Genomic DNA, 14,894 nt, shown 5'->3' with positions numbered 1-14,894 from the left:
CCTTAAAGGCACCCTTGAGTATGAACTAAGCATATCTTTCTCACGTTAGGTTCATACCGATTGCCCCATTTAACCCCTCATACTGTGGCGCAAGTTAGCTCCGCCACAGTGACCCATTACAGTGTTAAGGAAAGTAGTAACCAGTCGTAGAAAGGTCAGCTGTTGAACCAGGAAGGAAACAGCCCGGATTTGCCGGAGCTCGTCGCAGCCTATGCAGACGCGACCGCAGCCGACAATTCCCTGGCCACGCGCCAACTGGAATCAGTTTTCGCGCATCATTTCTACAACCCACAGCTCTTTTCTGACCCGGAAGCCCACGGCGTTACCGAACACGTCGGCGCGTTTTACCGCATAGTCCGCGAGGTCACCGAATCGCTCGGCATGATGACGGCTGCGCACGATGCCGCCCTGAACTGGATGGTATGGGCATCCGATAACGACAACGTCCCGGAGTACTGGCGCGCCCGGGCACGGCTAGCGGCGGATGAAGCCCGCCGCTACACCACCTTTATCGCCGATGGCCCCACCTCTGCTGCCGCAGAGACCGAAATCCCACTCATCGCACGCATGAGCAGGGAGATCACCTCGTACCGGGCACTCGTGCTTGCCGACGATCTGGATGCCCCAACCAGCAGTCACAGCGCGGTGACCACGGATGCGGATGGGCTGCGGCCGCAGGAATCGTCGGCAAGCGAAGAAGCGGATGAACCGTTTAGCCCCCGCCAGTGGAAGAAGCGGGCGGCACTGACTGACGCGCTGATTCGGATTGCGAGCGCCTTGCGAAAGGTCAACCGTGAGGACTTAGCACGGGAGCTGCACGAGATGATTCGGGCACTGCCGAATGAGGATAAGTTTGAGTCGATCGCGCTGGCGAAGACTCTGACGGAGGCATCACTGCTGCACCGAGCCGGGAAGGTCGTCGACGCAGCGCGACTTTGCGCCTCACAGCTCAATGCAATCGGTAACCGCTCCGTAATCGCGGGCCTTGAGCTGAGGCAGAATTTGGCACGGTACTCGATAGAGACCGGTAATAGCGATACCGCGTTCCGAATGCTGTCGAACAACGTGGCAGTCGCGGACCAGCACAGACTGGACACTGACTATATTCTCGCGGTTCGCGAGATGGCAGACATCAACTTCGAGGTCGCACACAACAAACCCGATGCCGAGGAGATGCTGAAGCTGACTCAGCGCGCCCAGGACGTGTCAGAAGACTACCCCGACTGTGAAGTCACCATGGAAATCGCGCTGCTGAAGGCAACGGCACTGTACGAGCTCGGAGATTTCCGCCACGCCGGCCAGGAAGCGGAGTCGGTTGCAAAGTGGTCTGAGCCTACCCAGGATTCCGCGCGTACTGATTTTTCCTGTGCTATTGCGGCGGAATCGGCAGTCCAAGAGGGAAATACTGAACATGCGGCAGTGCTCTTCGACGCGCTGGCCGATATTCGTGCCGGATACTCGTCACCGATTTCACCTGCGGAAACTCTGATGAATGCCGCACTATCACTCAGTAACGTGGGCGCCACAAGTGAGTTGACCGACCACCTGATGGAACGCTCACGTGGCTACGTGGTTGGGTCCTGGGAATCGGCCAAGTGGCACGAAGCGCAGGCGCTGCTGTGCTGGTCTGTGTGGGACAACGACGGCGTGTACAAGTACTCCGACGAAGCTGCCGAGCTTTTCTTAGAAGCCCACGCCCCTGCCGACGCGGCCCGCACACTGACTATCGCGGTGCGTGCTGCTGCTAGTGATAACAATGAGGAACGCGCCCGCCGGTTCGCGATTCGCATCGGCGACCTAGTCGGCCCGGATCACCCGGTGCGCGATGAAGTTCGTGAACTAATGCGTAGCTTTTCAAACCCGGATTAACAGCGCATCCGGCTGTACAGGTCTGAAAAGCAAAGCAGTTTTGCATCTTCCCGATGCCACGGGCGAAGATAGTCCAATGGTCTGGTGGGAAGAAGAAAACTCTGAGTCTGAAATTCAAGTTGGCGATTGGGATGCCGGCATCGCTGCCGACCACGTGTCAGTGAATTCGGAAAACGCATCAGCAACGGAGAACTCGTCCGATCCCTTGGACTTTCCTCCCCTGCCCAATCCGCTAAAGGCATTGCCGGACTCCCTCCCGGAGCTGCTGGTTATTTCCCGCAAGGCCGGTGCCACGCTCGACCACGTCACCAGTTGGCGCGCTGTCACCAAGTTCGCCCACACGCACTGGTTGGCCGACGCGCCTACCAACTCCCCCGATGTCATTGGCGAATTCCACGCACTTAGGCATGCAGTTGCCGACCAACTGGAATTGGTAGAAGAAGCCGCTGCTGCACGCGCCGAGTGGCTGCGCTGGGCAACTGAGGCCAACATCCGCCCCGCGATCTTGCACGCACGCTCCTACGGAGCATTCGCCGAGGCTGAGGCCTTCATCGACGCCAACCCAGGTGATGCCATCACCGGCCGGCGCCCCGAGGACTCCGAAATCCCTGAGCTGATCAGCCTTGCTAAGGACATCGTCGCCACCACTCCACAGCCCGGCGAGGCCTATTACTACCTGGTCAGCGCGGCTGTTGCCGGCGCCGCAGCATCGCTGGCGCGCCGGGCGGAAATCGCCGGTCAGCTCTCTGAATGGTCCGCACGCTGGGCACCAAAGCGAAGCAGTTTCGACGACCGGAAGCTGTTGGAGGCGCAGCTCGCGCACAGCCGTGGTGAGCTGCGCAGGGCCGCCCGCATCGCTGCCAGCGTCGCAGCGGCTCCTCAGTCGGAACCCGTCACCACGACGATTGAAGCGCGCCAATTTCTGGCTTTTCTCTCTCTGGAAGCTGGTGAGGAAGCGGAGGCAATCCGCCAGCTACGCCCAATCGTGCAGGCTGGTCTCGATGCAGGACTCACGGTCGCGGTGCTTCGCAGCGTGCGTCTGCTCTGTGCGCTTCTCAACGCCCACGGCGATTTCGCGGAATCCGCCGAATTTGCCCGCCGCGCGCTCGCCAGCGCCGAGGGCATGCCAGTCAACCCCATCACCATGGATATCCAGCTCGTTTTGGCCCGCAGTCTCCTCGATGCCGACGAGGTTGACGAGGCACTGCGCTTTGCCGAACCAGTTGCGCACTGGTCAGCATTTACTGCCGATGAAGAACGCACCGACGCGGCGTTTTCTATTGCCTCCACAGCCGCGGGGCTCGGCAATAATCCCCGCCAGGCGGCAAAGCTGCTCATCGAACACGGCGAGCACCTTGAACGCAACGGCGATACCAAGGGCGCTGCCAAGGCCTACCGTCAGGCTGCGCGTTCCATCATTCATGTCATTGACCTGGTCATTTCCGAAGAGGGCTCCGAATTCACCGGCGAGATTGTCTCTGAGGACGCTTCCGCCGCCATTGACCACACGCTCAACGAGGCTGAGGACCTTCTGCTGCGTTCTCAGAAGCTCATCTCCGACGACTGGTCACTCGCCGACTGGCACGACGATGCCGCCTACGTCTTCTACTCCGCTGGCCGCGACACGTTGGCTATCAACCATGTGGAAGCCGCCGCGAAGGGCTACCTGCAGTCCGGCGATGGCGAGGAAGCCGCCCGCGCGCTGCTGGCGGGGGTTCGCTACCGTCTCGACGCGGGTGATTCCGACGGAGCCGCCGCCTATGCTCGGCGCGTCGAAGAGCTTCTGCCCCGCGACGTGTGGGAAGGCCATCCTGTTCTCGATGCCCTTGACGTCATCATCATTCAGTCGCTTGACGACGAATACTAGCGCCCCGCCCACTTCGGTACTGGCGGTGACACAAAGTAGAGTGTTAGGTCATGACTACTTCTGGTGATTCCGCGACTTCTAGCCCGCAGCAGCTTTTCGACGCCGCCACGGCATTGGCTGAGGAAAACAACCTCTGGGAAGCAGCCCTAACTCTGATGCAGGGGTTCGAGGAACTCGGCGACAAGGCTGATGCCCCGCAGACCGACAGTCTGGGGCGCCCCATCCGTGGCTCTGCACCAAAGCTGATGGACAAGGCCGCGGATTGGTTGGATCTGCTGGATAACCTGGAAAAAGACGGCTTCGAGCCGACCGCGGACACCCCACCGCGCCACTTGCGCTGGGCGATGTGGCACACCTTGAACGGCCAGGCAGAGATTCGTCGAGGACATCAGGGGCGCGCCATTGATCACCTGGAGTTAGCGGCGGGACTTTTCCAGTCCGACAAGCTCAATATCCAGGCCGTGCCTCTGCTTGCACAAATTGCACAGTGCCACCTGCATTTGGGCGATGTCGGTGCTGCAGAGAAGGCGCTTTACCGCGCACAGGAAACCTGTGATGAGCAATCACGGGAGCGCTGGGGGTCGGCACTAAGCGAGATTGGGGCAGAGATCGCCCGTCGCCTGTAGGCGAAGCTACGAGGCGAAACCGGGGCTGATTCAGCTACTGCTCGTCGAAGTCGAGTCCGACATCGAACACCTTGGCCGAGTGGGTCAGCGCGCCCACAGCCAGGTAATCGACACCACAGGACGCGTACTCACGAGCCACATCGATGGTCAGTCCACCAGAGGACTCCAGCTGGGTGGCCGGAGAAATCTGCGAGCGGCGCTGCACCGCGATCTGGGTCTCCCAGACCTCGAAGTTGTCCAGCATGACGATGTCCGGCTTCATCGGCAGGATTTCATCGAGCTGTGCGAGGGTATCGACTTCCACCTCGCACGGCAGCTCCGGATACTGAGCCCGCACCCTCTTCAACGCACCGGACACGGAACCGACGGCCACCACGTGGTTGTCCTTAATCAGTGCCTCATCGCCCAATGCATAGCGGTGGTTAATTCCACCACCGCAGGTCACCGCATACTTTTCCAGGTTGCGCAGACCCGGCAGTGTCTTTCGGGAATCGCGCACCCGCGCACCGGTGCCAACGATTGCGTCAGCCCACTGGCGCGTCGCAGTAGCTACACCACTGGCGTGCGTGAGGATATTCAGCATTGTCCGCTCAGCAGTCAGCAACCCCCGAGTCGGCGCAGAAATCGTTGCCAGCACTGTGCCAGGACGCACCAGGGTGCCATCTTCAACGTGCTTTTCGACGGTGAACTCACCCGAGATGACCTCCTGCAGCGTCCACTCCACCGCATCGATAGCCGCGATAACGCCCTCTTGCCGGGCCACCAGCCGGGCGCGTGCCTGCGCAGCTGCCGAGACTGTCGACAGCGAGGTCACATCCGGCCCGAAGCTCATATCTTCCTGCAGTGCCGTCCGAATGAGTCCGCGGGTGATGTTTTCGTTCAGCACCCCGCGCAGAGTGTCCTTCTCAAGAGTCATGGCTAGCTAATCCCTGTCCTTTTCAAACCAAGTGTGGCACCCCAAAGTATATGGTCGTGCCAATGCCGCTTCGACAACTTTCCTTGCGGCTACGACCTGAACCGATTGCGGGAGCCGATCGATAACCGCCAAAGCCTGCCGCAAACTCTGCTCATTGCGCGTTACACCAGCACCTTCCTGCATCGCCGTCTGCAACCGGAAAAGCTGGCGCGGTTCCAGTTCCGGCCGTGGCTGCGGCAGGCCTTCAACCGCCGCTGCGAATTCCTCGTCCCCGACCGGCACAGCGTGTGTTTCAGCGACTTTTTCGGCCACCCGCTTGCCGACGACCAGTCCTTCCAGCAACGAATTGGAAGCCAACCTGTTGGCACCGTGCAGCCCCGTCGCGGAGCATTCACCGGCTGCAAAGAGACCCGGCACGCAAGTTGCACCGAATGGGTCGACGGCAATGCCACCACAGGTGTAGTGGACCGCCGGGGCCACGGGAATGAGGTCCTTGGTCGGATCAATCTCCGCTGCGGTCAGGCCCGCTGTAATCGTCGGAAAGCGGACGGCGAAGTTGTCGATGTGACGTGCGTCGAGGAAGACATGGTCCTCGCCGAGCTGGCGCATGCGAGTCGCGATGGCGCGCGAGACGATATCGCGCGGAGCCAGGTCCCCGCGAGGGTCAACGCCGGCGGTCACACTGTTTCCCCGGGAATCGACGAGGATGGCTCCTTCACCACGGACAGCCTCGCTGATGAGATGGCGTCGGCCGGTGCCGTCTGATGCCGAGCGCTCGTCATAGAGCACTGTCGGGTGGAACTGGATAAACTCCATGTCACGAATCTCCGCGCCAGCGTCGGAGGCCATGCCGATAGCCTCACCGCGGGCGCCCGAGGGCGCCGTGGTCGCGCGATAAATATGCCCCACGCCACCGGTAGCCAGCAGAGTTGCACCTGCGCGAATAGCGCCGCCACCGCGGGGATCCGCTACCAGCGCCCCCAGCACGCGGCCGTCTTTGCCAACGATGAGCTGGCGCGCTGTAGCGTTCTGCAGTACTCGCACGCCGGTAACTGAGGCTTCTAGGGCGCGCTCAATTTCAGCACCAGTGGCGTCACCACCGGCATGAATGATGCGCCGCGCGTGGTGTCCGCCCTCTTTGGTGCGGGAATATACGGCCGGGTTATCCGGCGCCGGGTCAAATGTGCCGCCTAGCCCAATCAGCCACTCGGTCGCCGCAGCGCCGGCACGGATGATAGAAGCCACGGCCCCTTCATCGCAGTGGCCGGCACCGGCATCGAGAGTATCCGCGATGTGGGAATCAGTGGTGTCATCGAACCCATTGGCCACATGGCCGCTGGGGTCGTCGTCAAGCCCGACGACCGCGAGCCCGCCCTGTGCGAGATTCGTGGCGGCATCGGCGAAACGCAGCTGTTTGCGGGCACCGACCCGCCACTCGACGCTGTCGATAACCAGCACGTCGAGGCCGAGCTCAAGGGCCCTACGCGCAGCACTGAGCCCTGCGACTCCCCCGCCGATGACGAGGAAGTCACACGTCAGTGTCCAACTGTCGAATGATGGGCGCAGACCAAACGTGTTACTCGCCTCCGCCTGGGTTACCGATGGCGATCATGCGCTCGACAGAAGCGCGTGCCTTGTCGGCGACATCCGGCTCGACATCGACTTTATCAGTGCCCTCAACGAGGCAGCGCAGCAGAGCCGCCGGAGTGATGAGCTTCATGTACGAGCAGGAAGCGCGGTCGTTGACCGGCTCAAAGTCGACATCCGGCGCGGCCTTGCGCAGCTGGTGGAGCATGCCCACCTCAGTGGCCACGAGCACCTTGCCGTTGGGCTTGTTCTCCTTCAGCTTCTGCGCCTCGGTCAGCATCTCGCCGGTGGAGAGCATCTGCACGCGCTCGGGCTCGATGGTGCCTTCACCTGCGAGGTAAATCGCAGAGTTCGCGCAACCGCACTCCGGGTGAATGAACAGCTGCGAATCGGCGTTCTCTTCCGCGCGGTGCGCGAGTTCCTCACCGTTGATGTTGGCGTGGACGTGGCACTCACCAGCCCATACCTTGATCTTGTCGCGGCCGGTCTCACGGCGGACGTGTGCGCCGAGGAACTGATCCGGGTTGAACAGGATCTCCTGGTCTTCCGGGATGGACTTGACCACGTCGACGGCGTTGGAGGAAGTACAGCAGATGTCGGTCAGAGCCTTTACGTCTGCCGTGGTGTTGACGTAGCTGACTACCAGTGCGCCGGGATTCTCTGCCTTCCACTCGGCCAGTTCATCTGCGGTGATGGAGTCCGCCAGGGAGCAGCCGGCGCGCTCGTCCGGAATAAGGACGGTCTTCTCTGGGCTCAGAATTTTGGCGGTTTCCGCCATGAAGTGGACACCACAGAAGACGATGACGTCGGCATCGGTTTCCGCAGCGATGCGGGAAAGTCCGAGGGAGTCGCCTGTGTAATCGGCAATATCCTGAATCTCCGGCAGCTGGTAGTTGTGCGCAAGAATTACGGCATTGCGTTCGCGGGCGAGGCGCTTAATCTCCTGGGCCCAGCGCTCATCTGCAATTACGCCACCGTAGCGGCCATCTTTATCGACTACCGATTCGTACAGATCCGATTCAAGGCGCGGCAGGCTGGAAGCATTGGCCGCAAGGCTGGTATTCACGGAAAACTACGTCCTTACTTCAATGGGCTGTGGCTACGACCGGAGAAAACGCCGTCACCGTTACCGGCAACGGTCTCCGGAGGCATTCGCAGCGGACTCAAACGGGCAAGTGCAAGAGACCTAAGCTCGCCACACAATATCGAAAAAGCCCCTAATCGGGGCGAATACTGACATCGAGGACGAACCTATTTCCCAAAATTGTAAGGCTTGTATAAGCCTATTTCCCAATAACTACCCCTGTTCAGTAGGAATTAGTGCTTTACGACGGCTCCCGCGCAGAACCTCACCGTCTCACTTAGTGACCGAATCTGCGTCCGCAGCATTGTCTGCAGCGCTCTCGTTGCCTTCCGTGAAGTCCGTTTGGAACAGCACCCGGGACCACAGTGCGAGCATGGCAACCAGTGGCGCGACCAGCAGTGCTACATAGGTTTTGAAGTCTGGAATCACCGAGAACTTATCGCCCGGCTGCATTCCCGCCAGATCCGGCTGGAGCAATGCCGCAACCGACTGACCGACGAGGTACGTCACTGCTGCGCTCATCAACGCGGAGAAACCTGCCCATCCAATTGCCGTGAGCATCTGCACAGGAGTCGTGATGGCACGGTTTCGGAAGGTAGTAATTCCCAGCACCAGGCCGCTGATGGCAGTGACAGCAACAAACCAGAGCAGCCCGATAAAACCAGCGTCAACGGTTTCCTGAATAATCGCCAGTTGGTTATCTGGGAGCATTTGCACCTGCTGCTTGGGGCGCAGGAATGCCCAGGCCACTCCGGCTATCGTTCCCGTTACAACGGAGAAGAGAACAATACCCGAGGCCATTGCCACGCTCTGCTTTTCAACGTGCGGGACTCGGGTATTTTTCATGGTCATAGTTGACTAACTTACCTCACGGCGCACATCCAGTACTAGCGTGCCCGAATGGCGCACTAGCACAACCAGCGCCTTTTATCGCTGCTCCAACATAACGGAGTCCACTTCGCCGTGGCGCGAGCACTTTGCAGTCCAGCCGTCCGGACGCACCTGCACCACCATCCGGCGCCCACAGAGCTGGCAGAATCGAGGCGCCTCCAGTCCAGCTTTTGCACCATAGGAGCGTTCGCGCACTTCACCAGCTTCGAGGTCGGCGCCGGTAAAAGGATCGAACTTGGGATCGTCTCCCAGCACCATGGCCTGGAGCAGCTCCGTGGAGTCGACTTTCTTACCCCGCGTCGCACGCGGGCTAGATGTCCGAGGCTTAGACAGTTGCATTGAGGGCCTTAATTGGAAGTCGTACCTTGCCAAGCATGTCCAGATCCTGCTCCGCCGGACGGCCCAGCGTGGTCAGGTAATTACCGACAATGACAGCGTTGATACCGCCGAGCAGCCCCTTTTCTGCGCCCAGGTCGCCCAGGGTGAGCTCACGACCACCAGCAAAACGCAGGATGGTCTTCGGCAGAGCCAAGCGGAAGGCACCGATGGCACGCAGTGCGTCCTTGGCTGGCATCGGCTCGCGACCGGCGAACGGAGTGCCCGGACGCGGGTCGAGGAAGTTCATCGGCACCTCGGTCGGGTTGAGCTCCGCCAGGTCCTGAGCGAACTCGGCACGCTGCTCAAGGGTCTCTCCCATACCCAGGATGCCGCCACAGCAGACCTCCATACCGGCTTCGCCGACCATACGCAGGGTGTCATGACGTTCTTCCCAAGTGTGGGTGGTCACGACCTGCGGGAAGTAGCTCTTGGCGGTCTCGAGGTTGTGGTTGTAGCGGTGAATACCAGCCTTGGCCAGGCGATCCACCTGCTCCTGCGTCAGAATGCCCATAGAGGCGGCCACATTAATGTCCACCTCTGCCTGAATGGCGGCGACGGCCTGTTCCATCTGGCTGAGCAGTCGCTCGTCCGGCCCCTTTACTGCAGCAACGATGCAGAACTCAGTCGCACCCGACTTTGCGGTCTGCTTAGCGGCGTCCACCAGCGCCGGGATATCCAGCCATGCCGAACGCACCGGGGACTCGAACAGACCCGACTGCGAACAGAAGTGGCAGTCCTCTGGGCAGCCGCCAGTCTTCAGCGAGATAATGCCTTCAACCTCGACCTCTTCGCCGCACCACTTCAAGCGCACCTCGTGAGCCAGCGCCAGCAGATCCTCGATGCTGTCGTCATCGAGATTGAGAACTGCCAGGGTCTCCTCATAGTTCAGCCCCTCACCGCGGCCGAGCACCTTTTCTCGGGCGAGTTCCAAAATGTCCTGCTGCTGTTGAGTCATGGGGGTGACGCTCCTTGAGGCTGGGGATAAAACTTGAACACCGTTTCAGAAGTTGTTCAGTTATCAAACTTAATACCGCAGCTACAGAATGTCGAACAGGGTTCAATTCCCGTCGTGTCGCGGATTTACGCTCCGCATCTCAGCCTTAAGGCATCTTCCAGATGATTCTTCTTTCGTCTACGGTAGGCAGTGTGCAATTGACCAAGGACATCATTGTCGACGCAGCTCTTACCATTCTCAACGAGTACGGACTCGGCGATCTCACGATCCGCCGCCTGACTCGCCACTTGGGTACCGCCGCTGGCGCAATGTACTGGCACTACCCTTCCAAGCAGGCACTGCTGGGTGCCGTCGCTGACCGCATCTTGGCTCCCTGCACAGAGTTTTCCGCCACCGGCGATTGGCGTGCCGACATCGAAGCCGTCGCCGAGCTGCTCTACTCCTGCCTCACCGCTCATCGGGATGGCGCCGAGGTCGTCTCGGCCGCACTCGCTACGGGCACCGCCACGATTCGCCCCGAACAACTGCTTGCCGACGCCCTGGAGAATGCACCCGAAACCTCCATTAACACCCCCTCAGCGGCTGATACCGCGTCTGTCCTCGTGTACTTCATTCTCGGTGCGACAGTCGACCAGCAGACAGCCATCGCGCTTGACCTGAACGGCGCCAAGGGCGTTTCCAACAAGGGCGACACCAGTGGCGAGAACGCCGATGATAAGGATCTTGAGGTCGAGACTTCCTCTGAAGATACTGCTGCACAGGCAAAAGAGCTCGGCCGCCAGCGCATTGCACTGGGAACCGAGCTCTTTATCGCCGGAATTGCGGGGGTTGCGGGGACTAAGGGAATCGCAGGTCATTAAGCCCCGCTGGAGCAATCACACTCACGGTCAAGCCGCGGCGCTAGAGCACCAGAGCTGCTACCCAACCAGCTGCCAGCAGCGGCAGGTTGAAGTGCAGGAAGGTCGGAATAACCGAATCGCGAATGTGGTCGTGCTGCCCGTCGGCATTGAGACCCATCGTCGGGCCGAGCGTCGAGTCCGATGCCGGCGAACCAGCATCGCCCAGAGCACCTGCAGTACCAATGATGGCGACGGTAGCCATCGGCGAGAAGCCCAGCGATACACACAACGGCACATAGATGATGGCGATAATCGGCAGCGTCGAGAAGGACGAACCAATACCCATCGTGACCACCAGACCAACGACCAGCATGGCGAATGCAGCGGCAGGCTTGTTGCCCGCAAACAGCTCTGCAGTAGCGGTCACCAGTGGCTCGACCTGGCCGGACTCCGACATCACCGAGGCGAAGCCCTGTGCGGAAATCATGATGAAACCAATCAGGGCCATCATCTTCATACCGGCGGTGAACACGTCGTCCGCCTCACGCCAGCGCACGGCACCGGTGAGCATGAAGATTGCCAGACCAGTGAGTGCACCAATCAGCAATGGATCGGCATCGGTCTCCATAGAATTCATCACAATCTGGACGACGAAGGTCACCACAATTGCAACGAGAGCAACGATAACTCGGTACTTCGACACCGGTTCGTCAGACTGGGTTTCTGCGTGTGAGGACTGGGCAATCGGCCGATCTTCGTAATGCCGTGGCTTCCGGTAGGAGAAAAATACGGCAATGGCCAGACCGGCCAACATACCGAGAGCCGGAATGCCCATGGTCATCATGATGTTGATATTGGAAACATCAAGACCAGCGTTTTCGATGTTGCCCAGCAGAATGTCGTTCAGGAAGATAGAACCGAATCCGACCGGAACCCACATGTAGGTGGTGACCAAACCGAAGGTCATCACACTGGTAATCATTCGGCGGTCGATGTTGAGGCGGTTAAATACCGGCAACAGCGGCGGAATAATCAGCGGGATAAACGCAATGTGAACTGGGATGAGGTTCTGCGACATGATCGCCATGGCCAAAATGCCGGCGACCATACCCCACTTGGTCCATGCCTCTGCCTTAGATTTAGCGCCTTCATCCTCCGTGCCGATCTTGGCAATCAGCCAATCGGCCAGCAGTTTGGGCAGCCCGGAGGATGCCACTGCCATGGCAAAGGCACCCAGCATGGCATAGCTCAGGGCAATCTTCGCACCACCAGAGAGGCCTTCCTGGAAGGCAACCATTGTGGCATCGAGCCCCATACCGGCGGAAAGACCACCGACCAAGGCGCCAATAAACAGCGCTAGCACAACGTGTACCCGGCAGACCGCCAGGATTAGCATCACCAAAACGGCGAGAAGAACGGCATTCATAAGGAAAATATTAAGGCAACCTTAAGTATTTCCAGCAACCGGGGTTAGAAAGATTTCACCCCAAAATCTCTACACCCCGGCTAATGCGGCTAATCAATCGAGACGAGTCCCTGGCCACCCTGCACTGCGTCGCCGACTTCAACTTGAATAGAGCCGACGGTGCCTGCAGCCGGGGCCGTAATCTCGGTTTCCATCTTCATTGCCTCGAGAATGAGCAGCACCTCCCCAGCCTCAATCTTCTGGCCTTCCTCGACCAAAATCTTGCTGACCGAACCTGCCAGTGGCGCCACCACCGAATTGGCGGAGACACCCGAGACACTAGCGGTGGCCGGCTCAACGGAAGCGCTCGACGATCCACCCAACACGATGGGCGAAAGACGCTTGGGCTCCTCAACTACTTCAACGTCGACATCGTAGGCAATGCCGCCGACAGTCACTTTCAATTTCATGGCTCAACAATCCTCACGTAGCAAAAGTCAATGAGTCAGACTCAATTAAGTCGGGTATCGAAAATTTCCAACTAACGCAGGTTGCGCTGCTGCTGGATCTGGCGTCCCTGCGCAGCCCACGTCTTATGGCGGTTGTATCGAATTGCCTTCACCTTGCCGCGATTGCCCAGGTACGCAGACACTGCTGCCGAAATGGCGATGACAGTATCCTCGGGGATATCTGCGTCCACGCGTTTGCGCAGTTCAGCCAACTCGCTCTCTGCCTGATTCAGTCGTGCCGTGGCCTTCTGCAAGCTTGTCGAGGTCGCATCCAACCGGTCGGTCAGTTCAGCGACGAGCGCTCGCAGCTCCTTAATCTCACCGATGCCGTCAGACATTACTGTGGCCCCAATCCGTGCTTCTTGGCCGGGCGAACCTCCCGCTTGTTACGCAGAACCGACAGTGCGTCAGCCACACGCAGGCGGGTTTCCGCCGGGTCAATCACGTCGTCGACCAGTCCGCGCGAGGCGGCGACATACGGCGTCGAGAAGCGTGTCTTGTATTCGGCGATACGCTCGTCGCGCACGCGCGCCTGCTCTTCCTCGTCGCCCGCGGCGGCAATTTCCTTTCGGAAGACCACGTTGACCGCACCCTCTGCGCCCATCACCGCAATTTCCGCGGTCGGCCATGCGAATACGTAGTCCGCGCCGAGGTCCTTCGAGCACATCGCCAGGTACGCACCGCCGTAGGCCTTACGCATGACGACGGTCACCTTAGGCACAGACGCTGCGGAGTATGCGTAGAGCATCTTTGCGCCGTGGCGGATGATGCCGCCATGCTCCTGGGTGACGCCCGGCATGAAGCCAGGAACGTCAACCAGGGTGACCAGCGGGATGTTAAAGGCATTGCAGAAGCGGATGAACTTTGCGCCCTTGTCCGAGGAATTGATGTCCAGCACACCGGACATCACGTTCGGTTGGTTGGCGACAAAGCCCACGGTACGGCCCAAAACTCGACCAAAGCCGACAACCAGGTTGGTGGCAAAACCCGCCTGGCACTCGAGGAAATCGCCATTGTCGGCGATACGGATGATGACCTCGCGGACGTCGTAGCCCTTCTTGCCATCGACGGGGACGATGTCGCGGAGCTCTGGATCCGGCTCGGCGTCGAATACCGGATCCACGATTGGCGGCTCTTCCGTGTTGTTCTGTGGCAGGAAGCTTAAGAGCTTCTGCGCAATCAGGATGGCCTGCTCGTCATCGTCGGCAACGAAGTCAATATTGCCGGCCTTGGCCATGTGCGCATCAGCGCCACCGAGCTGCTCGGAGGTGACTTCCTCGCCGGTCACAGACTTAATAACGCCCGGGCCGGTGATGAACATCTGTGCCTTGCGAGTCTGAATGATGAAGTCGGTCAGCGCTGGCGAGTAGGCAGCGCCACCAGCACATGGGCCTGCAATGATGGAAATCTGCGGCACCAGACCGGATAGCCACACGTTGTTGTAGAAGACCTGGCCATAGCCCGACAGAGAGTCAATTCCCTCTTGAATGCGAGCGCCACCGGAGTCGTTGATGAAAACGAACGGAGTGCCGTTGTCGGCAGCAGCGCGCATGGTGGCCGCAACCTTGCGGGACTGCGTTTCACCAGCGGAGCCACCCATGACCGTGAAATCCTGGGAGGCCACATGCACTGCCCGGCCGAGAACCGCAGCAGTGCCGGTGACCACACCGTCGGCAGGCGCGTCGGCAGTATCCATGCCGAAGTCGGTGGTGCGGTGAGTCATGAACATGCCGGTTTCACGGAAAGTGCCCTCGTCGACGAAGTTGTCGATACGCTCGCGGGCAGTCATCTTCCCACGTTCGTGCTGCTTGGCCTGGCGGGCTTCACCGCCACCGGCCTCAACACGGCGACGCTGAGCATCCAAATAATCCAGGCGCTCCGCCATCGAGGCGTCGACGCCCGGCGCGACGGCATCCGCCGAATTCGGCTGGTTTGCTGAACTTTGCGACATTGCTATCTCTTCTCCCG

The 14,894-nt window shown here is 60.0% G+C and carries 14 protein-coding genes; 4 read left to right on the top strand and 10 right to left on the bottom strand.

Going from position 1 to position 14,894, the window contains the following annotated elements:
* The first annotated feature begins 162 nt into the window (after positions 1–162).
* The 3 genes from HMPREF2849_RS10045 (at position 163) to HMPREF2849_RS10035 (ending at position 4,362) form a co-directional block, all read left to right on the top strand.
* Complete coding sequence (locus tag HMPREF2849_RS10045) at positions 163–1,869, top strand: hypothetical protein (protein ID WP_070862943.1); 1,707 nt, start codon at positions 163–165, stop codon at positions 1,867–1,869.
* Positions 1,870–1,945: 76 nt separating this feature from the next.
* Positions 1,946–3,736, top strand: a complete 1,791-nt coding sequence (locus tag HMPREF2849_RS10040; RefSeq protein WP_070862942.1) for a hypothetical protein — start codon at positions 1,946–1,948, stop codon at positions 3,734–3,736.
* A 50-nt stretch (positions 3,737–3,786) separates the two neighbouring features.
* Positions 3,787–4,362, top strand: a complete 576-nt coding sequence (locus HMPREF2849_RS10035) for a hypothetical protein (RefSeq protein WP_048734664.1) — start codon at positions 3,787–3,789, stop codon at positions 4,360–4,362.
* A gap of 34 nt (positions 4,363–4,396) precedes the next feature.
* On the opposite strand, the gene nadC is transcribed toward HMPREF2849_RS10035, so the two are convergent.
* The 6 genes from nadC to bioB all read right to left on the bottom strand — a co-directional run bounded on the left by nadC (position 4,397) and on the right by bioB (position 10,173).
* The gene (gene nadC, locus HMPREF2849_RS10030) at positions 4,397–5,278 is read right to left on the bottom strand and encodes a carboxylating nicotinate-nucleotide diphosphorylase (protein WP_048734667.1); all 882 of its coding nucleotides are present in this window, start codon (positions 5,276–5,278) and stop codon (positions 4,397–4,399) included.
* A 6-nt stretch (positions 5,279–5,284) separates the two neighbouring features.
* Positions 5,285–6,796, bottom strand: coding sequence for an L-aspartate oxidase (locus HMPREF2849_RS10025; RefSeq protein ID WP_242451346.1), 1,512 nt, complete (start codon positions 6,794–6,796; stop codon positions 5,285–5,287).
* A gap of 58 nt (positions 6,797–6,854) precedes the next feature.
* Positions 6,855–7,931: a quinolinate synthase NadA gene (gene nadA / locus HMPREF2849_RS10020; RefSeq protein ID WP_070862940.1), complete on the bottom strand. Its 1,077-nt coding sequence runs from the start codon at positions 7,929–7,931 to the stop codon at positions 6,855–6,857.
* 291 nt (positions 7,932–8,222) lie between these two features.
* The gene (locus HMPREF2849_RS10015; RefSeq protein WP_048734676.1) at positions 8,223–8,801 is read right to left on the bottom strand and encodes a hypothetical protein; all 579 of its coding nucleotides are present in this window, start codon (positions 8,799–8,801) and stop codon (positions 8,223–8,225) included.
* A 75-nt stretch (positions 8,802–8,876) separates the two neighbouring features.
* A complete protein-coding gene (locus tag HMPREF2849_RS10010; RefSeq protein WP_048734678.1) occupies positions 8,877–9,179 on the bottom strand; it encodes a biotin synthase auxiliary protein BsaP in 303 nt (100 codons plus the stop codon).
* Positions 9,166–10,173, bottom strand: a complete 1,008-nt coding sequence (gene bioB / locus HMPREF2849_RS10005) for a biotin synthase BioB (protein WP_016422961.1) — start codon at positions 10,171–10,173, stop codon at positions 9,166–9,168. The genes HMPREF2849_RS10010 and bioB overlap by 14 nt, the downstream gene beginning before the upstream one ends.
* A 161-nt stretch (positions 10,174–10,334) precedes the next feature.
* On the opposite strand from bioB, the gene HMPREF2849_RS10000 reads away from it, so the two are divergent.
* Positions 10,335–11,033, top strand: a complete 699-nt coding sequence (locus HMPREF2849_RS10000) for a TetR family transcriptional regulator (protein WP_239271831.1) — start codon at positions 10,335–10,337, stop codon at positions 11,031–11,033.
* Between the two features lie 40 nt (positions 11,034–11,073).
* Here HMPREF2849_RS10000 and HMPREF2849_RS09995 read toward each other — a convergent pair whose 3' ends face one another.
* The 4 genes from HMPREF2849_RS09995 to HMPREF2849_RS09980 form a co-directional block, all read right to left on the bottom strand.
* Positions 11,074–12,438 (bottom strand): Na+/H+ antiporter family protein, encoded by a 1,365-nt coding sequence (locus tag HMPREF2849_RS09995; protein WP_070862939.1) that lies wholly within the window; start codon positions 12,436–12,438, stop codon positions 11,074–11,076.
* An 89-nt stretch (positions 12,439–12,527) separates the two neighbouring features.
* Positions 12,528–12,887, bottom strand: a complete 360-nt coding sequence (locus tag HMPREF2849_RS09990) for a biotin/lipoyl-containing protein (RefSeq protein ID WP_070862938.1) — start codon at positions 12,885–12,887, stop codon at positions 12,528–12,530.
* 71 nt (positions 12,888–12,958) lie between these two features.
* Positions 12,959–13,264, bottom strand: a complete 306-nt coding sequence (locus HMPREF2849_RS09985; RefSeq protein ID WP_016422965.1) for a hypothetical protein — start codon at positions 13,262–13,264, stop codon at positions 12,959–12,961.
* Positions 13,264–14,877 carry an acyl-CoA carboxylase subunit beta gene (locus tag HMPREF2849_RS09980; protein WP_049193986.1) on the bottom strand — a complete coding sequence of 538 codons (1,614 nt, stop codon included), beginning with the start codon at positions 14,875–14,877 and terminating at the stop codon, positions 13,264–13,266. The genes HMPREF2849_RS09985 and HMPREF2849_RS09980 overlap by 1 nt, the downstream gene beginning before the upstream one ends.
* Positions 14,878–14,894: the final 17 nt, after the last annotated feature.

It is taken from the genome of Corynebacterium sp. HMSC073B01, from assembly GCF_001838255.1.
GTDB classification, from domain to species: Bacteria; Actinomycetota; Actinomycetes; order Mycobacteriales; family Mycobacteriaceae; genus Corynebacterium; species Corynebacterium jeikeium_D.
Note: the sequence above shows the minus strand (reverse complement) of the source record. Positions and strands in the feature narration are given on the sequence as shown.